The 19,584-nt window shown below is 57.8% G+C and carries 19 protein-coding genes; 14 read left to right on the forward strand and 5 right to left on the reverse strand.

Annotated elements, in window-relative coordinates; all coding sequences use genetic code 11:
• Positions 1–153 precede the first annotated feature (153 nt).
• Together JZI28_RS01110 and JZI28_RS01115 are read left to right on the forward strand one after the other, a co-directional pair.
• Positions 154–759, forward strand: a complete 606-nt coding sequence (locus JZI28_RS01110) for a TetR/AcrR family transcriptional regulator (protein WP_375698956.1) — start codon at positions 154–156, stop codon at positions 757–759.
• Between the two features lie 179 nt (positions 760–938).
• Positions 939–1,376, forward strand: a complete 438-nt coding sequence (locus JZI28_RS01115) for a globin domain protein (RefSeq protein WP_375698957.1) — start codon at positions 939–941, stop codon at positions 1,374–1,376.
• A gap of 106 nt (positions 1,377–1,482) precedes the next feature.
• Here the strand turns inward: JZI28_RS01115 and JZI28_RS01120 are convergent, their stop codons facing one another.
• Complete coding sequence (locus JZI28_RS01120; protein ID WP_375698958.1) at positions 1,483–2,955, reverse strand: NAD-dependent succinate-semialdehyde dehydrogenase; 1,473 nt, start codon at positions 2,953–2,955, stop codon at positions 1,483–1,485.
• A 188-nt stretch (positions 2,956–3,143) separates the two neighbouring features.
• On the opposite strand from JZI28_RS01120, the gene JZI28_RS01125 reads away from it, so the two are divergent.
• The 3 genes from JZI28_RS01125 (at position 3,144) to pssA (ending at position 6,478) form a co-directional block, all read left to right on the forward strand.
• Positions 3,144–3,932, forward strand: a complete 789-nt coding sequence (locus JZI28_RS01125) for an alpha/beta hydrolase (RefSeq protein ID WP_375698959.1) — start codon at positions 3,144–3,146, stop codon at positions 3,930–3,932.
• A 219-nt stretch (positions 3,933–4,151) separates the two neighbouring features.
• Positions 4,152–5,360, forward strand: coding sequence for an aminopeptidase P family protein (locus JZI28_RS01130; protein ID WP_375698960.1), 1,209 nt, complete (start codon positions 4,152–4,154; stop codon positions 5,358–5,360).
• A 374-nt stretch (positions 5,361–5,734) separates the two neighbouring features.
• Positions 5,735–6,478, forward strand: a complete 744-nt coding sequence (gene pssA, locus JZI28_RS01135; protein ID WP_295454177.1) for a CDP-diacylglycerol--serine O-phosphatidyltransferase — start codon at positions 5,735–5,737, stop codon at positions 6,476–6,478.
• Between the two features lie 104 nt (positions 6,479–6,582).
• Here the strand turns inward: pssA and JZI28_RS01140 are convergent, their stop codons facing one another.
• Entirely contained in the window at positions 6,583–6,951 is a 369-nt protein-coding gene (locus JZI28_RS01140; RefSeq protein WP_375698961.1) for a winged helix-turn-helix transcriptional regulator, read from the reverse strand.
• A 170-nt stretch (positions 6,952–7,121) separates the two neighbouring features.
• On the opposite strand from JZI28_RS01140, the gene JZI28_RS01145 reads away from it, so the two are divergent.
• The 3 genes from JZI28_RS01145 (at position 7,122) to JZI28_RS01155 (ending at position 8,930) form a co-directional block, all read left to right on the forward strand.
• Positions 7,122–7,739, forward strand: a complete 618-nt coding sequence (locus JZI28_RS01145) for an NAD(P)-dependent oxidoreductase (RefSeq protein WP_295454183.1) — start codon at positions 7,122–7,124, stop codon at positions 7,737–7,739.
• 270 nt (positions 7,740–8,009) lie between these two features.
• Positions 8,010–8,276 carry a hypothetical protein gene (locus tag JZI28_RS01150; protein ID WP_295454185.1) on the forward strand — a complete coding sequence of 89 codons (267 nt, stop codon included), beginning with the start codon at positions 8,010–8,012 and terminating at the stop codon, positions 8,274–8,276.
• Positions 8,277–8,288: 12 nt separating this feature from the next.
• Positions 8,289–8,930, forward strand: coding sequence for a DUF1523 family protein (locus JZI28_RS01155; RefSeq protein WP_348153709.1), 642 nt, complete (start codon positions 8,289–8,291; stop codon positions 8,928–8,930).
• 68 nt (positions 8,931–8,998) lie between these two features.
• Here JZI28_RS01155 and JZI28_RS01160 read toward each other — a convergent pair whose 3' ends face one another.
• Positions 8,999–10,576, reverse strand: coding sequence for a DUF5928 domain-containing protein (locus JZI28_RS01160; RefSeq protein WP_375698963.1), 1,578 nt, complete (start codon positions 10,574–10,576; stop codon positions 8,999–9,001).
• Between the two features lie 139 nt (positions 10,577–10,715).
• On the opposite strand from JZI28_RS01160, the gene JZI28_RS01165 reads away from it, so the two are divergent.
• Positions 10,716–11,534, forward strand: coding sequence for a sulfotransferase family protein (locus JZI28_RS01165; protein ID WP_375698964.1), 819 nt, complete (start codon positions 10,716–10,718; stop codon positions 11,532–11,534).
• 499 nt (positions 11,535–12,033) lie between these two features.
• On the opposite strand, the gene ilvD is transcribed toward JZI28_RS01165, so the two are convergent.
• Both ilvD and JZI28_RS01175 read right to left on the reverse strand, forming a co-directional pair.
• The gene (gene ilvD, locus JZI28_RS01170; RefSeq protein WP_295454195.1) at positions 12,034–13,884 is read right to left on the reverse strand and encodes a dihydroxy-acid dehydratase; all 1,851 of its coding nucleotides are present in this window, start codon (positions 13,882–13,884) and stop codon (positions 12,034–12,036) included.
• A gap of 145 nt (positions 13,885–14,029) precedes the next feature.
• Positions 14,030–15,220, reverse strand: coding sequence for a benzoate/H(+) symporter BenE family transporter (locus JZI28_RS01175; protein ID WP_375698965.1), 1,191 nt, complete (start codon positions 15,218–15,220; stop codon positions 14,030–14,032).
• A gap of 129 nt (positions 15,221–15,349) precedes the next feature.
• Between JZI28_RS01175 and JZI28_RS01180 the strand changes: the two genes are divergently transcribed.
• The 5 genes from JZI28_RS01180 to JZI28_RS01200 all read left to right on the forward strand — a co-directional run bounded on the left by JZI28_RS01180 (position 15,350) and on the right by JZI28_RS01200 (position 19,582).
• A complete protein-coding gene (locus tag JZI28_RS01180) occupies positions 15,350–15,913 on the forward strand; it encodes a helix-turn-helix domain-containing protein (protein ID WP_375698966.1) in 564 nt (187 codons plus the stop codon).
• Positions 15,914–15,959: 46 nt separating this feature from the next.
• Positions 15,960–16,814 (forward strand): DMT family transporter, encoded by an 855-nt coding sequence (locus tag JZI28_RS01185; RefSeq protein WP_375698967.1) that lies wholly within the window; start codon positions 15,960–15,962, stop codon positions 16,812–16,814.
• A gap of 44 nt (positions 16,815–16,858) precedes the next feature.
• On the forward strand, positions 16,859–17,335 hold the full coding sequence (gene smpB / locus JZI28_RS01190) for an SsrA-binding protein SmpB (RefSeq protein WP_295454206.1): 477 nt from the start codon (positions 16,859–16,861) through the stop codon (positions 17,333–17,335).
• A 208-nt stretch (positions 17,336–17,543) separates the two neighbouring features.
• On the forward strand, positions 17,544–18,398 hold the full coding sequence (gene sseA / locus JZI28_RS01195; protein ID WP_375698968.1) for a 3-mercaptopyruvate sulfurtransferase: 855 nt from the start codon (positions 17,544–17,546) through the stop codon (positions 18,396–18,398).
• Positions 18,398–19,582, forward strand: coding sequence for an aromatic amino acid transaminase (locus tag JZI28_RS01200; protein WP_375698969.1), 1,185 nt, complete (start codon positions 18,398–18,400; stop codon positions 19,580–19,582). The genes sseA and JZI28_RS01200 overlap by 1 nt, the downstream gene beginning before the upstream one ends.
• Positions 19,583–19,584 lie beyond the last annotated feature (2 nt).

The raw sequence follows: 19,584 nt of genomic DNA on the forward strand, positions 1-19,584 counted from the left end.
TGGGCCGCAGATGTGGCTTGGGGCTATGGGCGTTATTTGGGCGCGTTAGTAAAAACTCCGTATTACTTACCATTCGGTAGGTATCTCTGCTTACCGAATGGTAAGTTTTGCGAGGCTGTGCTAGGCTTGAGCTACCTAATCAGAGGTCAGCCCATGTCATCTGCACAGCACACACAAAGCGAGCTGTTGCGCGCCGCCAGACGCCACTTTGCTGAACGGGGGTATCAAGGCGCCAGCCTGGCCCGGATCTCCTCGGAGTCGGGGGTTTCCAAACAGGCCTTGCTGCATCATTTCAAAACCAAGGATCAGCTCTATCGCGCGGTTCTGGATCAGTTGAACCAAGAGCTGGTGCAGCTGCTTTTTGTCGCGATGGAAGAGACAGAACAGGCTGAACTGCAGATTGAGAGGGTCTTTGTGGCCCTGTCAGGGTTCTTCCTGAAGCAGCGCTCAGCCGCGGCTTTGCTGATAGGGGTTTTGATTGATGGACCGGGCCAGGCCGCAGTTGCAGATGACCTGCGCCCGCCGGTGCAGGATTTTTTGGAGCCGCTGGCAGCTTTGATCCAGGCCACAGAGCGCTGGCGGGACGCGGGCTTTGCTGCGGCATTGTCGATTGCCATGGAGCTATTGGGGGTTGTCTGCCTGCTGCCTGCGGCGCGGTGCAACCTGTCATATCGTTTTGGTAAGGATCCAGTGGACCAAGGCGCAGGCCTTGCCCCTGCCCATACGCGCGATCTGGTTCGAAGCGTGGTAAGGCGATGATAGATAGGGGTTAAACAGGTGGGAGCGACGCGATAGACCTTCCAGGGGCAATTGTGCTGCTTATTTGTCGACCCCCATGCGGTCATGCAACGTTGAATTGATTTTAGTTTTGTCTCTTGCTCAACAGGTTCTATAAACGTGCAGGTAAAAGTAATGTTTGTGTAAATAGGGGGGCCGAAATGGAGGGGAATGACGTCAAAGAGATGCAGTCCAGTTTTTCCTTGATCTACGCGAGAAAGGCAGAACTGGCGGAGCGGTTTTACGTCCACCTTTTTGAGCTTTTGCCTGAAGTGGAGCCCCTGTTCGGCGGTGACTTTGCCAAACAGAAGGAAATGTTTTCTGCCATGTTGACCTATTGCCTCAAAGGAGTGGCCAACAACCAGAGCATGACCCATGCGCGCGACAGCCTGTCGTTGACACACGGGCGCTACAACCTTGGCCGCCAGGAAACGGCTTTGGCTGGTAAAGCTGTGATGGCGGCGTTGGAGGATGTCTTGGGCAATGATCTTACGCGAGAACAGGTCAGTGTTTGGGAGCAAGCCATTGCCGGGGTCATGGATCTACTTCATGCAGAACCCGAACCAGAACCCAAACCCGATGCTGAACGCCAACCCTGAACCTATGTTGGGGGCCTGAGCCCAAGAGGCAGGCAGGCGGCGGGGTGCGCGCCTGCCACACTGGGCCCCAATAGACATCAGGGCCCAGAACTGTCTCTTAGTGATGTCACACTGACATGCAGATGTATTTCATTTCCAGATAGTCTTCGATGCCGTGGTGGCTACCTTCGCGGCCCAGGCCGGATTGTTTGACGCCGCCAAAGGGGGCCACTTCGGTGGAAATAAGACCCGTGTTGACGCCAACGATGCCATATTCCAGGGCCTCAGCGACCTTGTAAACGCGGCTCAGATCTTTGGCGTAGAAATACGACGCAAGGCCAAAGATGGTGTCATTGGCCATCTCAATGACGTCATCTTCGCTCTCAAACTTGAACAAAGGTGCCAAGGGTCCAAAGGTTTCATCGGTGGCAAAGGCCATCTTGCGGGTTGCCCCGGTGACAATTGTCGGTTGAAAGAAGGTTCCGCCCAGATCGGATGGGGTGCCACCTAGAATGACCTCGGCCCCTTTGGCGGTCGCATCTGCAATATGGTCCTGCACTTTGGTCACTGCCTTGGCGTTGATCAGCGGGCCAAACACGGTGCCATCTTCCATGCCATCGCCGACCTTCATTTTGGCAACGGCTTCCTTCAGCTTGGCGGCAAATTGATCATAGACCCCGGCCTGCACATAGATCCGGTTGGCGCAGACACAGGTCTGACCATTGTTGCGGAACTTGCACATGATCGCGCCTTCTACGGCGGCATCCAGATCGGCGTCGTCAAAGACAATGAACGGCGCGTTGCCACCCAGCTCCATCGAGCACTTTGTCACTGTGTCAGCAGCCTGGCGCATCAGGATGCGACCCACTTCGGTGGAGCCGGTGAAGGTGAGTTTGCGCACCGTGTTGTTTTCACAGAACTCCTTGCCGATTTCCGAGGCATTGGAGGAGGGCACAACATTGAACACGCCGGCAGGAATGCCCGCACGGTCTGCCAGAACACCCAGCGCAGTGGCCGAGAGTGGGGTGAGTTCCGCCGGGCGGGCGACAAAGGCGCAGCCTGCTGCCAGTGCCGGGCCGGCCTTGCGAGTGATCATTGCATTGGGAAAGTTCCAGGGCGTAATGGAGGCGGCAACACCAATAGGTTGTTTCAGAACGGTGATGCGCTTGTCGCGCTGGTGGCCAGGAATAGTCTCGCCATAGATGCGTTTGGCTTCTTCGGAAAAGAATTCAATGAAGGATGCACCATAGGCGATCTCGCCGCGGGCTTCGGCCAGGGGTTTGCCCATTTCGGCTGTCAGGATCACCGCTAGGTCTTCCTGATTGGCCATCATCAGATCATACCATTTACGCAGCACAGATGCGCGCTCTTTGCCGGTCCATTTTGCCCATTCTTTTTGCGCAGCATCGGCCTGGGCGATGGCTCCGGCGACCTGGGCGCGGCTGACATCGGCAACCTGGGCAATCACATCGCCGCGCGCCGGGTTGGTCACATCGAACGTGCCCTCACCATCGACGAACGCCCCGCCTATATAGGCGCGGGTTTCCAACAGGGTTGGGTCGCTCAACAGAGTCTTCAGCGCGGTGGTTGTTTGTAGCATAGGGGCCTCCCGAGGGTGTTTGTGCAGACATGGAAAACTGTTCCCGATAGATATGTCCAGAAAGATCCATAAGTCCAGAATTTGATCATAAGTTAATTTACTTGTTAATCTAATTCCATTGGGGAGAAGAGTGTTTGACAATGGCAAAGCCAGATTGTCACTTGTTGCACAAATAGGGGAGCACACTGATGGAACTGGATGATGCCTATGCAAATGGCGCGCACATTGCGGGAGCGGAGGATTTTCCGCCGCGTTGGGCGGCTTCGGCCGAGGATTTCCGCAATAGCCTGCACGAACGGGCGCGTCTGAATCTCCCCTATGGTGACGGCGCGCGGCATTGCTTTGATCTCTTCATGCCTGAAACGGCGCCAAAGGGGGTGCTGATTTTTGTGCATGGCGGCTATTGGCTGGCCTTTGACAAAAGCTCTTGGTCGCATCTGGCAGTGGGCGCATTGGCGCAGGGCTGGGCGGTGGCGATGCCCTCTTATGATCTGTGCCCAGAGGTGCGAATTGCGGATATCACACAGCAGGTCGCCAGGGCCGTGGTTCGCATTGCTGAAGAGGTGCCGGAGGTGCCGATCTCGCTTGCCGGCCATTCGGCTGGGGGGCATCTGGTAGCGCGAATGCTGGATCCAAAGGTGATCCCCAATGCGGTTGGCGCGCGTTTGAAGGTGGTTGTGCCGATTTCGCCGCTGGCGGATCTGCTGCCGCTGCTGCGCACCTCGATGAATGACACGTTCCAGATGGACAACGACGCGGCCAAGGCCGAAAGCCCGGTGGAAATGCAGGATCGCTACCAGACTGAGGTGACTGTCTGGGTTGGTGCAGAAGAGCGCCCCGCCTTCCTGGATCAGGCGCAGTGGCTGGCAGATGCCTGGCACGCGGATCACGTGATTGCCTTTGGCAAACACCATTTTAATGTCGTGGACCCCCTGGCAGATCCCGAGAGCGATCTGGTCCGCTTGCTCACAAGCTAGGCCCTGGGATGAAGAGGTGCGGGAGGCAGCGAAGAAATATCGCTTGCCTCCGCGATGATTCGGGCGCATTTTCCAGCCTGACTGGGCGATGGCGTCGCCACATGAACGTGCTGACTTGGGATGATAACCACTGGTTTCGTCCGTCAGCACCACATGGGTCACTTTCAATTTTTTCGTCCTGTACGCCAGGACCTTTCTTGAGCAAAGGAAGGATCCAGCATGACTGCACGTCCTGACATGTATCGTTTTCACAATGGTGAAAAAGCCCCGCTGCAATTTGCGGTCTCTGAGTATGAGGCGCGCATCGCCGGCCTGCGTAAAATCATGATCGACAAGGGGGTGAGCGCGGCCGTTTTCACCTCGATGCATAATATCTCTTACTATTCCGGCTTTACCTACTGCGCCTTTGGCCGCCCCTATGGGCTGGTTGTGACGGCGACCGAGGCCGTGACCATCTCGGCGGGTATTGACGCGGGCCAGCCCTGGCGCCGGTCGTTCTGCGACAACATCACCTATACTGACTGGCAGCGCGACAATTTCTGGCGCGCCATCAAATCGGTCTCGGGTGATGGGAGCGTTGTAGGCTATGAGAGCGACCACCTGACCCTGCTGCAAAAGGGCAAGCTGGAAAGCTACCTGAGCCCGTCGAAGTTGGTGGATCTTTATGAACCCACCATGGTGCAGCGCATGGGCAAATCCGATGCTGAGCTGGAGATGATCCGTGCGGGGGCAGCCGTGGCAGATGTGGGCGGTTTTGCCATTCGGGATGCGATCAAGGAAGGCGCGCGCGAGATTGATGTGGCCATGGCCGGGCGGGACGCGATGGAGCTGGAGATTGCCAAGCGGTTTCCCGATGCGGAATATCGCGACAGCTGGGTCTGGTTCCAGTCGGGGATCAATACTGATGGCGCGCATAATCCGGTGACAGGGCGCAGATTGCAGCGCGGTGATATCCTGTCGCTGAATACCTTTCCGATGATTTCCGGCTATTACACAGCGCTGGAACGCACCCTGTTTTTGGGCGACGTGGATGCCGAGAGCCTGAAAATCTGGGAGGCCAATGTGGCGGCCCATGAATATGGCATTTCACTGCTGAAACCCGGGGCCAGCTGTGCCGAGATCACCAATCAGATCAACGCCTTCTTTGAAGAGCGCGACCTGCTGCAATATCGCACCTTTGGCTATGGCCATTCCTTTGGGGTGCTGTCGCATTACTACGGGCGTGAAGCCGGGCTGGAGCTGCGTGAAGACATCGACACGGTGCTGGAGCCCGGCATGGTAATTTCGATGGAGCCGATGCTGACCCTGGCCGCAGGGCAGCCCGGCGCCGGTGGCTACCGTGAGCATGATATTTTGATTATCCATGAGGAGGGCAATGAAAACATCACCAAATACCCCTATGGGCCTGGGTTCAACGTTGTTGGCTGAACGCCCAGGCGCCACGTCGTGAAAGATCAGCGTGGCGCTCCCGCCCGGATCTGACCCCTGCCGGGATCACATGCCCGTTGGGCATGGCACCGCGCCGTTGGCGCGGTGCTGTCCCGTGATACGACCTGAGTCTGTGGTCTGATCACGCAGGGTTTATGACTGAGACCATAGGGAGTATTTTTCACCTATGCGGGAGCCTGCGGGAGCTTTCTGGGGGGCTGACCCTTGCTTTCAAAGCCAAACCTTTTATGAGTACCGACCTCACCTTGGTGTTGGACGGGGCCCTGCAAGTCAGTGTGGAGCCTGTTTTGACAGCGGGTGGGGAGTTGTTTCCAACACTGATCTCTGTCTCATATAGGTGACCAGGCCACGCCATGGATGAACCCCACGACAAAAGACTGACCGAGTTTGCGCTGATCCAGCTCTTGCCCAATATCATGACGGTTGGCGCAATCTGCGCCGGGCTTTCGGCTATCCGTTTTGGGGTGCAGGGCAACTATGTGCTGGCGGTACAGCTGATACTCCTGGCGGCGCTTCTGGACGGGCTGGACGGGCGCCTTGCACGGGCCCTGGGCAGCGACAGCAAGATGGGCGCCGAGCTGGATTCGCTGGCGGATTTCCTCAACTTTGGTGTTGCCGCGCCGCTGGTGATCTATTTCTGGGCGCTTCAGGACATGAGCAACGCTGGCTGGATCTCGGTCCTGGTGTTTTCTGTCTGCTGCGTGGTGCGGCTGGCCAGGTTCAATGTTGCCACCAAATCCGAAGAGGTCAGCGACGTGGCCAGTGGATATTTTGTTGGCATCCCCTCACCTGCCGGGGCGCTACTGGCGATGCTGCCCATGTTCATTTCTTTTGCCTTTGATGCGGGAACCGGATTCCCCAAGCTGCTGATCTGTTTGCATATGGTGGTCATTGGATTGTTGATGATCAGCCGCATTCCTACCTGGTCGCCCAAGCTGGTACGCATCTCACGCGAGAACGTGAAGTATTTTCTGGTTGCCTGCGCCTTTGCCGGTGCTGCTGTATTGACCTACGCCTGGACGACAATGGTTGTTCTCTGTCTCAGCTATGTTGTGCTGGTGATCTGGGGATTGCTGAAACGATCCTCGCCGGAATAACCCTGATCGCCAAGGCTGGCCAGTATCCTGCCAGTGCCCCGCCAGAGCGCTGCTGTTGCTTTCGTTTGTAGACTGTCACCGGATCCCTGTTTCGCAGACGTCGTCTACACAAGGGCAGGGCGCTGGTCATAGCGGAGCCGGTCGGCGCGTATACCAGGTTGATGATCCACGGCCCATTCATTCAGCGCCCCTATCGCCTGGTGCAAAGACAGCCCGCGCGCGGTGAGGCTATATTCCACATGTGGCGGGGCAGTGGGCAGAACCCTGCGGCTGACCAGCCCGTCACGTTCCAGATTTCGCAGGGTCACTGCCAGCATGCGTTGCGAAATACCGTCGATCACCCGTTTCAAAGCATTAAAACGGCAGGGACCTTTGGAAAGCTCCAAAATGGTCAGAACGGTCCATGCATCGCCGACCCGGTCCAGCACGTCACGGATCGGACAGTCATAGTCGAGTTTGCGCTTTGCTCCCACTGGGTTCCTGCCTTGTTTCTATGTGGCTGGCCCTGTTTCGGACCAGTTTTTCGCCGCGTAAGGGGCGGTTCCCTCAAAGTAACTATAAGACGAAAAGATGCGTATTCCGTTGGCCTCTGCCGGTGCGTATCTAGTTACTAGTAGTAACTTATATCGAAAAGAGAACTAATATGAAACTCCTGATCATTGGGGCCACGGGCATGATTGGTAGCCGCTTGGTTGCAGAAGCTGAATCGCGGGGCCACAGCGTTGTGGCCGCCTCTCGCAAGGGGAGCACGGTAGGCAATGCCCAGCCGCTGTCCCTGGAGGTGACCGATGTCGAGGCCGTGGTCGCTGCCGCCCAGACTGTGGATCTGGTGATCACAGCGGTGAGCCCGCGTACAAGCGGCAACGCGATGGACGATGCTCTGGGCTATGGCGCTGCGCTGATTGAGGCGGCCCCGCAGATTGGCAAGCGCCTGATGGTCGTTGGGGGCGCCGGGACCCTGAATCTGCCAGACGGCACACCGGTCGCCGATGTGGTGCCAGAGCCGTACCAAGATGAAGCCAAAGCGATGCGTGCCATGTATGAAATGCTGGCAAAGAGCACAGCAGATTTTACCTTTATGGCACCGGCCGGGGTGATTGAACCCGGCGAGCGCACCGGTGTGTTCCGGCTGGGGCAACGTGCGTTCCTGACGGATGATGAGGGCAATAGCCAGATCAGCGCAGAGGATTATGCCGTGGCATTTATGGATGAGGTCGAGGTGCCAAAACACCCGCGCCAGGTCTTTACTGCCGCCTACTGATAGGCAGCTCTGGCGGGGCGCTAAGGTCGCCAGATGCTTTTGCTGCAATGAGGCCTGCAAGCGGCGCGACGGCTCCCCCCGCTGATTTCAACCTGGCCATTCCACCCCGGTTTCGCCGGGCAGAGTGCTGGTCATGCGGTTCCGGCTGGGGCATAGTACAGGCAAGACAGACAAGACCCCGGTAGAGGATCTCTGCCGGGGTCTTTTGCTGTCATATGACCCGGAATGAGCAGTGCCTGGTGCGCGCGGCGCCAGCAAAGGAGCGGAAAAATGTTTGCCTTTCTTCGTCTTGTTCTGCTGCTTCTGATCATCCTGACCCTGATCTACGGTGGCGTCTCGCTCTATTCGCGTGAGCGACGACGCGCCAAACTGAAACAGCATTGGGCAGTCAAGGGGTTGACCGGAGACCGGCAGAGCTTCATCCAGCGGGGGCTGAAACAATACGACCACTCATTACGGCGGCGGCTGATCCTATTGGTCTATATCCTGCCGCTGAGCGCAATCGCTCTGGTCATCTATGTGGTAAACTTTAGCTAAGGGGCATCTGTCATGGCCTATATCAAATGGGGATTTTTGATCACGGTTTGGTCTGTTTTTGCAGCCTTCCTGCATTATACCCTGCCGCAATACGATGTGGTGCGGATCGTCAGCACCTATGAGGAGCGCCAGGAGCTGGACAATTGGAAGCGGATCTTCTGGTCGACCCCGGACAATCCGACACAGGCGGCGATCACGCGGGATGTGCAATTCATTCAGTCCTTCCGCGCCAATGGTGATGCGATCGTTTACCGCAACGAGGATACTGGCTGGCATTGGCCGCCCTATTTCAAGTTTGATACCGCCAATCTTTATACCGAAGCCAATGACGCTATCTCGACCAAGGATGACCCGGAATGGGTTGTGGTTCTGCACTACGGCTGGCGCAGTGTGTTCTTGTCCACCTTTCCCAATGCGATCTCAATCACGCCGGTGTCCGGTCCTGATGATAAGCCGCTCAATTGGTTCAATATCATCTTCCTGACCCTGCTGGCAGCGCTGTTTTGGGCTATCTATGTGCGCTGGCGCCGGTTTCGCCGCGATCGGATTGATCCGGTGCTGGAGGATGTCGAAGACGGGTTCTATGCGGCGGGAGACGCCATTTCGGAACGGCGCGGGCGGCTGCGGCGGTGGTTTTCCAGCCTCAAGGGATGAGGCTGAGGCCGACCCCGCCTGATTTTGGCGGGGCGGCAAGGGCACAGGAAAGCCCGGACGCAACGGGTCTAATCGGCAAAAAGATGTGGTGTTTGAGCCAGGTCCTTGGCGGTTTCAAAGGGCAGACTGAAGAATTGCGCCAAGCGGTCGGCGTTTTCCTCGGCGCTGTCGGATTCGCGAATGATCGTGTAATTGGAATAGCCGGAATCGCGAATGCGGTCGGATTCGTAGACAATGTCATTGCGGATTGTCGGCAGCAGCCGTTCCAGCGACTGCTGCGGCGTACGCTCCCCGGCGAGCCCGACCCGATGGGCATGGCCAATCAGATAGTCATCTGAGAAATCGCATTCGATCTGCAACGTGCGGGTGGTCGAACGATCAGAGTTGAAGTCATTCATCAACTCCAAGGCGGACGGGTCCATGCAGATGATCAGGCGGTTGGTGTCAAAATATTCAAACAACATCCGCATCAGCGCTCGCCGGTGCCGGGTACGCTTGCTCAGGGAGGCCTGAATACCGCCCAGGTCCGGCAGCGGCGTGCCTTCTTCGTGGAACAGATAATCAATTGCGGGGATATTGGTGCTTTGGCGGAGCTGTTCGATCAGGCGCTTGGCAACGTGCCATTTCTTGCAGACCACGATCATCAGTTCGCGCTCGCGCCCAAGCGAGCTTTCCTTTTCCCAGAATCGGGTGGCAAACCGTCGGCCAATGCGGCCGCGTTTCACTAGGAAATTGTAAAGGCTGCGGCCCTCGTTGGAGATCTGAAAGCTCACGCCTTGCGCTGCATAAAGGCGCCCAAGGCGCAGTTTCAGCTCTTTGGCATCCGGGCTGATTTTGCGGGCAAAGAGAAAGTCCTGGCTGAGCAGCAAATCATAGTGATCATTGTAGAAATTCACCGGCATGCCGTAATCGGTGAACATCAAAAAGGTCAGGGTGCGGCTGTCGATCTCGGATCCCGGAACCAGGTGGCGCACCAGAGTTTGAAAAAAGGTCTCATCCGGAATCCAGGTGGTCTGGAAGAAGCGGATGATGTCTTTGCGCTCGGCAAGCAGGTCAAAGATGCATTCCACTGTGCGGCGGCGCAGGCACCACCATTGGCTGCCGATTTGTACTTGAAGATCACCGGGAATCTCTCGCCTCAGCCCCAGTTTTTTTTGCAGGTTCACACTCGCATAGAACAGCGCCTTGTTTTTGCGTTCATTGAAGAAGTGGCGATAGGTCAGCCGCTCTTCTTTCATACCGGTCTTGATCCAGTCGCTGCCAAAGAAATCAAAGCTTTCGATGAAATCGCAGTCATGACGGTCCAGGAAGTCATGGGCGTATTCGGCAGTCTTGATCGCCATACAGTCGCCAGACAGCATGTAAAAATGTGTGGCGCGCGGAAATTCTTCGATGGCGCTGTGCAGCGCGTGCAGGGTGGCCTGCACCAGGGACCACTCCCCCCAGCCACATTTGATGCGTGTCTTGGCAAAACAGACGTTTGGATTGTCGGCCAATGCCTTTTGAATGCTGGCGTAATCCTCTGGTTTGGCACGGCGGTCAAAATGGATGGACATGTAGTCGCCAACCGCCGTCAGCTGTTCAGCCTGCTGGATGATCGCTTCGGGATCCTTGTGGCAGAGCAGGATATACGCAATTTTTGCCATTTTGGAGACGATACACCTTGCTTCAGCCTGATTGTCTCCTTGATAAAGGCGCGAGCGCATTGAATAAACCAGATTATTTGAATTTTATGCTTAGATGTGGATTGTACCGTTAAAGCGGCACGACTGGAGGAAGGCTTACATGGGATTTCCGGGCACTTGGATGACCGAAAGCGAGAGCGTGATTTATCGCGTGGTGCCCAAATGCGCCTGCTCGACCATTGGCCAAATCCTGCACTATTCGGATCATGGCAAATTCTTTGATGGCGATATCCATGATGCGCAGAACGGGCTGCACAAATGGGCGCTGGAGCACAGCCAGGGTCCGATCACCCGCAATGTACGTGGCCAACGCACCTATGCTTTTACCTGCGTGCGTAACCCTTATACCCGGGTGCTCAGCTCGTTTTTTGACAAGATCTGCGGCATCCAGCGCAATGGCAAACGCTATCGCGGCAATCTGGTACCCAAACTGATAAATGAATATGGCATCGAGGTCGGCGGCGAGGACGGCAAGCAGGAGTTCGACCAGATCCAGAGCTTTCGCCGGTTTTTGCTGTTTGTGCGCGACAGCATTCGCTTCCGCCGCCCGATGGACCCCGATATCCACTGGTCAGCGATGTCGGGCCATGTCTCGACCTTCATCTGGAATGGTGGCCGCTACAACAAAATCTTCTGGACCGAGGATTTCAACGGCGGCATGCAGGAGGTGCTGGACGCCATCGAGACGCCTCATACCGTCGATCTGGCCAATATCCCCCGCTTTAACGAAAGCGAAGGCCATGGTCCCAAACGGGCACATCCGGTTGAGGACTATTTTGACGATCTGTCGATGCACCTGATCTATGAGATCTACAAACGCGATTTCGAGCTGGTCAAATATGACTTTGAGGACCCTTCCAACAAGATGCCCACTGGGGAAATTGATCTCGACGAAGTGCACGCCAAACTCGGTGAATAGGTCAGCAGGCCCCTTTCAATAAAAGGGGGGGGCTCCCGCCCGTCTCGGAACAATCAAAGATTGATTCTCCCCCGTTGGGGGTGGCGCCGCGCTTACGCGCGGCGCGGCAGTGTTTGAGATTTCGCGCGGTGGACCTCGCGTCCCGGGTCAAGGACGGCAAAGCCGCCGCGCATCTGCGCGGTTTACCCTTGAGGCGGGGTATTCTTGTAAAAATTGACCGGGCGCGTTCAGGGCAGACCTGCCCCTGAACCGCTTCTCAGCAGATTTCTATTTTTTTCTCCTTGCCCCAACTGTTTCGATGGCGAGACCGCACTTGGCGGCTAGATCCGCACCGGGCGGAGCCCGGCGCCATGCCCAACGCTTCAAAGGCTTTCTGCCGTTAGGCAGAAGACCTGCAGAGGGGGCGGGAGCACCAGCTGGACTTGTATAGTGGTTGATCAAAAGAAAACCCTCCGCATCAAGGATGCAGAGGGTCATTGGCATGGTAAAGTGGTGGTTATCAGCCGTCGTAGTCTTCCGGCAGCTCGCGCACTGCGCCTTTGGCGGCAGACGTGGCCAGCATTGCATAGGCCTTCAGCGCCTTGGAGACCTTACGTTTACGCGGTTTGGCGGGCTTCCAGCCTGCGGCGTCCTGGGCTGCGCGACGTGTTGCCAGAACCTCATCCGAAACTGCCAGATGGATGGTGCGGTTGGGGATGTCGATCTCGATCTTGTCACCCATCTCAACCAAACCAATGGCGCCGCCTTCTGCGGCCTCAGGCGAGGCATGACCAATTGACAACCCGGAGGTGCCGCCGGAGAAACGACCATCGGTCAGCAGGGCGCAGTCTTTGCCAAGGCCTTTGGATTTCAGATAGGAGGTCGGGTAGAGCATCTCCTGCATACCCGGACCGCCCCGCGGCCCCTCATAGCGGATCACCACCACATCACCGGCCTTGACCTTACCAGTCAAAATGTCGCTGACGGCCTGATCCTGGCTTTCGCAGACATAGGCGGAGCCGGTGAATTGCAGGATCGAGGCATCCACACCGGCGGTTTTGACGATGCAGCCGTCCAGGGCGATATTGCCAAACAGGACCGCAAGACCGCCATCCTGGCTGAAGGCATGTTCCTTGGAGCGGATGACACCGCCTTCACGGTCCACGTCGACCTCTTTATAACGGTTTTCGGTGGAAAAGGCCTGAGTGGTGCGCACACCGCCCGGAGCCGCTTTGAACAGCTGCTCAGCCTCAGGGTTGTTGGCGACCTTGATATCCCATTTGGCGATAGCTTCGCCCATTGAGGCCGAATGCACGGTGGAACAGTCATCATGCAACAGGCCGGCGCGGGAAAGTTCCCCCAGGATCGAGAAGATGCCACCAGCGCGGTGCACGTCTTCCATATGCACGTTTTCGATATTCGGTGCGACCTTGCACAGGCAGGGCACCTGACGGCTGAGTCGGTCAATGTCATCCATGGTGAACTTGATCTCGCCCTCGTTGGCGATTGCCAGCAAGTGCAAAACCGTATTGGTCGACCCGCCCATGGCGATATCCAGGCTCATGGCATTCTCGAAGGCCTCAAAGGTGGCGATCTCACGGGGCAGCAGGCCTGCCTCGTTGCCCTCGTAGTGGCGTTTGGTGATCTCGACGATCTTGCGGCCGGCCTCCAGGAACAGATGTTTGCGGTCCGCATGGGTCGCCAGGGTGGAGCCATTGCCGGGCAGCGCCAGGCCCAGGGCCTCGGCCAGGCAGTTCATCGAGTTGGCGGTGAACATGCCGGAACACGACCCGCAGGTGGGGCAGGCGTTTTCTTCGATATGCTGTACTTCGGCGTCGGTCAGCGTGTCGCTGGCTGCGGCAACCATGGCATCGACCAGATCGACCTTTTTTGCATCAAGCGATTCGATGTCGATCTTGCCGGCCTCCATCGGGCCGCCAGAAACAAAGATCACCGGGATGTTCAGGCGCATGGCGGCCATCATCATCCCCGGAGTGATCTTATCGCAGTTGGAGATACAGACCATGGCGTCGGCGCAATGGGCGTTGACCATGTATTCGACGCTATCGGCGATCACTTCGCGCGAGGGCAGTGAATAGAGCATGCCGTCATGCCCCATGGCGATGCCGTCATCCACCGCAATGGTGTTGAACTCTTTGGCAACACCGCCAGCGGCTTCGACCTCGCGGGCGACCATTTGGCCCAGATCTTTGAGGTGCACGTGGCCGGGCACAAACTGGGTGAAAGAGTTGACGATGGCGATGATCGGTTTGCCGAAATCATCGTCCTGCATGCCGGTGGCGCGCCACAATCCGCGGGCGCCCGCCATATTGCGGCCGTGGGTGGAGGTTCTGGATCGGTACATTGGCATCTGAGCTGTTTCCCTTGTCTTTGCCCTCAGACACATCATTTGCGCAACAAACGCAATATCCGCAGGCAGGTTTTGGTTCTTTTGATCTCAAGAGCCCGTCTTTGAGGTGGGTTTTACGGGCTCCATGGGGTGGAAGGCGCTGTTCTCAGGGGGCTTTGGCTGCGGCGCTGGGCTTGGGCGTGCTGCGTGTAAAGAGGTGATTCACCAGCAATCCAAAGACCAAAGCCCAGAAGGCGGCGCCGATGCCAAAAAAACTGACGCCGGACACGGCAGTCATAAAGGTGATCAGCGCCGCTTCACGCCCGGTCTCTTGGTGCAAGGCCTGTGACAGGCTGTTGCCGATGGTTGCCAGCAGGGCCAGCCCGGCAACACCAGCAACCAGCGCTGGCGGAGCGATGAGAAACAGGCTGATGACGGTGGCGCCGCCCAGGCCAACCAAGCAGTACAGCACTCCGGCGGCAGCGCTGGCGAGATAGCGGGTTTTGGGGTCATCATCGGCTTCTGGCCCGGCACAGATTGCGGCGGTGATGGCGGCAAAGTTGAAGGCAAAGCCACCAAAGGGAGCCAGGATTAGGGTGGCAATACCGGTCACGGTCAGGGTGGCAGAGACCGGCGGTGTGTAGCCTGCGGCGCGCAGGGTGACGGTGCCGGGCATGTTTTGCGAGCACATGGTCACAATATACAGCGGCAGGCCAACGCCGATCAATACTGGCAGAGAAAAGGCGGGGCTGACGGCTTCGGGCAGGGTCAGGCTTGTGTTTAATTGGGTGAAATCGCCAAAGCTGCCTGCGGCGCCTGCCCAAATTCCGCCGACCAGCAGAACGGCCAAAATGGTGTAGCGGGCAAACCAGAGCCGTCCGGCCAGAAAGGTCACGCCCATTATGGCCAGCAACGCGGTGTCCTCATTGAGGGCGGTAAAGGCGGAGAGGCCAAAATTGAACAAGATCCCAGCCAACAGAGCATTGGCCAGACTGTCGGGGATCAGTCGCGCCAGGCGCTCAAACCAGCCGGTCAGCCCGGTTAAGGTGAGCAGCAGACCGCAGAACAAAAATGCGCCGACAGCCTGGTCAAGCGGCACGTCTTTCAGCCCCACAGCCAGCAGTGCGGCGCCGGGTGTCGACCAGGCTGTCAGCACCGGCATGCGAAACCAGAGGGACAACATCAAAGAGGTCAGGCCCATGCCAAGCCCCAAGGCTACCAGCCAGCTGTTTGCCTGTGCCTGGGTCGCGCCCACGGCTTCGATCGCCTGGAAAATGATGGCCACCGAACTGGTATAGCCAACCAGAACCGCAATGGCTCCGGCCGCCAGATGCGAGAGTTTTAAGTGAGAGAGCATTTGGGTTTTCCTTCTCGCGGGGCTGGGCTAGGGTGGCGTGCGTTATAACGCTCATGTTGCTCTTGTGCGTTATAACGCACAAGCCCCTTTTTTTGAATCGCCTGCTTTAGGCTCTTTGGAGCACAGATCATGACAGAGGATATTATCGGCGCGAATCTGCGAAACCTCCGCAATACAGCCGGGATCAGCCTGTCCAAGGCCGCCGATCTGACGGGGGTGAGCAAGGCCATGCTGGGGCAGATTGAGCGGGGCGAATCCAGCCCGACAATTGTCACCCTGTGGAAAATCGCCAAGGGGTTTCACCTGCCGCTGTCGGCGCTGATTGGCACACCCGATGCGGGGCGACCTGATCCAGCTGTGGCCTATAAAACCGTGCAGTTTCCGGGCAGCATTGCGGTGAAAATCATTTTTCCCTTTGACCCCGTGCTTGGCGGCGAAACCTTTCAAATCAGTCTGACACCAGGCCAGTCCCATGTCTCGCAGCCGCATGAGAATGGGGTGATAGAAGAGGTTTTTGTGCTGGCGGGCACGATGGAGGTGTTGCGAGACGATGTCTGGCAGCCGCTTGGCGTCGCAGAGGGGGTTCGGTTCAGGGCGGATCAGCCCCATGGATATCGTGGCGGCGCGGAGGGGGCGGTGTTTTTGAACATGCATTACTATCCCCGTCACGTTGGAAATGCAGACCAGGCCTGACAGTGGTCTGCTAGGGGGCAAGTATATGGCTGGAAGGGAAAAGAGCATGGAGACTCTGCGCGGCAGTTTTCTGATGGTTCTGGCTATGGCAGCCTTTGCTTTGGAAGACATGTTCATCAAAAAAGTCGCGCAGGAACTGCCGGTTGGGCAGATCCTTGTGCTCTTTGGTCTTGGCGGTATGGCGATTTTTGCTGCGGTGGCGCGTGCGCAGGGGCAGCGCCTGTGGCATCCGGGGTTTTGCACGCGCCCTTTGGTGGTGCGATCGCTTGCAGAGGTCACCGGGCGGCTCTGTTTTACCCTGGCTATCGCCTTGACGCCGCTGTCCTCGGCTTCGGCGATTTTGCAGGCCACCCCGCTGGTGGTGGCAGGGGGCGCGGTGGTGTTTTTTGGCGAAAAGGTTGGCTGGCGGCGCTGGTTGGCCATTACGCTTGGCTTTGTGGGAGTGCTGATGATTCTGCGCCCGGGCGCCAGCGGGTTTGAGATCTATTCGCTCTTTGCGGTGATCGGCACATTAGGTTTTGCCGGGCGCGACCTTGCCACCCGCGCGGCCCCCAAATCCATGACCAACCTGCAACTGGGACTATTTGGCTTTGCCATGCTGGTCATTGCCGGGATCATGGCGCTGGCCTGGAGCGGCGGCGCCGTCTGGCCCAGTGGTCGGGCCTGGCTGTATTTGGGGCTCACCACTGGCATCGGCGTCATTGCCTATAATGCCCTGACCGGCGCGATGCGCCATGGGGAAATCTCGGTTGTGGCGCCGTTTCGCTATACCCGGCTTGTCTTTGCCATGGCGCTGGGCATTCTGGTCTTTGGCGAGCGTCCAGACAGCTGGACCTTGTTGGGCAGCGCAGTGATCGTCGCGAGTGGTTTCTTCACCCTGATCCGCAGCTCTAGGCGATAGAGGCATCTTGCGCCTGCCCGCCCGGGCGCTTACATCTGCCAGTCATGGCTCAGACGAAATCAGACCCGAATTACAAAGTGATCGCCGAAAACCGCCGTGCGCGGTTTGACTACGCCATCGAGGATGACGTGGAATGCGGTGTTGTGCTTGAAGGCTCCGAAGTGAAGGCCCTGCGCGAAGGCGGCACAAATATCGCCGAAAGCTATGCGGCGGTGGAGGATGGCGAGCTCTGGCTGGTGAATTCTTACATTCCGCCCTATTCGCAGGCCAAGATGTTCAAACATGTGGAACGTCGCCGCCGCAAGCTGCTGGTCTCGCGCAAGCAGCTGTCGGATATGTGGAACGCGACCCAGCGCAAGGGGATGACGCTGGTGCCTATCGTGATGTATTTCAATCACAAGGGCCGCGCCAAGCTGAAGATCGGCATCGCCAAGGGTAAAAAGGCCCATGACAAGCGCGAAGCCGAGGCCAAGCGTGACTGGTCACGTCAAAAGAGCCGCCTGATGAAAGATCACGGCTGATCCGGCCTGAGGCGCGACTGCCGGGTTAGCTGCGACACTTACCCTAATACGACCTTGAAACGCCTGGCTTGCCAGCGAGGCGAGGCGCGAGCCCCTTGATGCTGGCAACCTGCTGACAACTTTGAGCTGCCTTGCGCATAATTGCAGCCTTCCCTTGCACCTGTGTCATGCCAATAGTAGGCATTGACACATCTTCAGGGAGGCTTTGATGCGCGACGATCCAAAAACTCTTGTATCCACCGAGTGGCTGGCCGCTCACCTGAAAGATCCGGACCTGCGGGTGCTGGACGGATCTTGGTACCTGCCGCAGGAAGAGCGTGATGCAAAGGCGGAATATGACGCCGGGCACATCCCCAACGCACGGTTCTTTGATATTGATGACATTTCTGACCATCGTTCAGAACTGCCGCATATGGTGCCCCCGGTTGAGAAATTTATGTCCCGCCTGCGCAGCATGGGCGTGGGGGACGGCCACCAAGTTGTTGTCTACGACGGCGCCGGTCTGAAATCAGCCGCCCGGGTCTGGTGGTTGTTCCGCCTGATGGGGCAGAGCAATATCGCAGTACTGGACGGCGGCCTGCCCAAATGGCTGGCCGAGGGGCGCGAGACTGAAGATCTGCCACCGGTGATTCGTGATCGCCATATGACCGTGCGGGTGCAGAACCATTTGGTACGCGATGTGACACAGGTGTCTTCCGCCGCCAAACTGGGCGACCATGAGATCATCGACGCCCGCGCTGCTGCCCGTTTTCGCGGCGAGGTGCCTGAACCCCGTGAAGGTCTGCGGAGTGGCCATATTCCGGGCTCAAAGAACACGCCCTACACAGATCTTCTCCAGGCTGACGGCACCCTCAAGGAGCCAGAAGAGCTGCGTTCGGTCTTTGAGGCCGCTGGCGTCGATCTGAACAAACCCGCCATTACCACCTGTGGGTCGGGCGTCACCGCTGCGGTGCTGAGCCTGGGCCTGGAGCGGATCGGCAAGACCGATCATGCGCTATATGACGGATCCTGGTCGGAATGGGGTGCCTTCCCGACCCTTCCCGTTGCAACCGGAGAGACCTGATGTTCGAAACTCTGAAGCCACAGCCAGCTGACAAAATCCTGGCTCTGATGCAAATGTTCCGCGAAGATCCGCGCGACAACAAAATCGACCTGGGCGTCGGCGTGTACAAAAACGCCGAAGGCCTGACGCCGGTGATGCGTGCCATCAAGGCTGCCGAGCATAAGCTCTGGGAAGAGCAGACCAGCAAATCCTACGTTGGCTTGGCAGGGGACCCAGCCTATGGCGATGCGATGATCAAACTGATCCTCGGCGATGCCGTGGCGCGGGAAAACATCGCCGCAGCCGCCACTCCCGGCGGCACTGGCGCGGTGCGTCAGGCCTTTGAGATGATCAAAATGGCCAATCCATCGGCCAAGGTGCATGTTTCCGATCCGACCTGGCCGAACCATGTGTCTATTCTGCAGTATGTTGGCATTGAAACTGTCACCTACCGCTATTTTGACCGCGAAACCCGTGGCGTGAACTTTGACGGCATGATCGAGGATCTGAAACTGGCCGCCAAGGGCGATGTGGTGCTGCTGCACGGCTGCTGTCACAACCCAACCGGCGCCAATCTCAACGAGACACAGTGGCAAGACGTCATCGCACTGATGAATGAGCGCGGCCTGATCCCGATGATCGACATTGCCTATCAGGGCTTTGGCGACGGTCTGGAAGAAGACGCGCTGGGTGTGCGTCTGGTGGCTGCTGGCTGCCCAGAGGTGCTGATTGCCGCCAGCTGTTCCAAGAACTTTGGCATCTACCGCGAACGCACTGGCCTGTTGATGGCGGTGGCGCAGAACAAGGGGCTGCAGGTGGTCAATCAGGGCACCCTGGCCTTTCTCAACCGGCAGAACTATTCCTTCCCGCCGGACCATGGCGCCCGTCTGGTGACCATGATCCTGAACGATGATGCGCTGCGCGCGGATTGGATGGCAGAGTTGGAAGAGGTGCGTCTGGGCATGCTGGGACTGCGTACGGATCTGGCGAATGAGCTGCAGCGCCTGTCCGGCTCTGACCGCTTTGGCTTTCTGGCGCAGCACCGGGGCATGTTCTCGCTGCTGGGAACCTCTCCGGAACTGGTTGAGAAAATGCGTCTCGATAACGGTATCTACATGGTCAGCGACAGCCGCATGAACATCGCGGGTCTGAACACGGCCACTATTCCTGTCCTGGCCAAAGCGATCATTGACGCTGGCGTCTGAAG

It is taken from the genome of Pseudophaeobacter sp. TrK17 (assembly GCF_042192375.1).
In the GTDB taxonomy this organism is placed as follows: domain Bacteria; phylum Pseudomonadota; class Alphaproteobacteria; order Rhodobacterales; family Rhodobacteraceae; genus Pseudophaeobacter.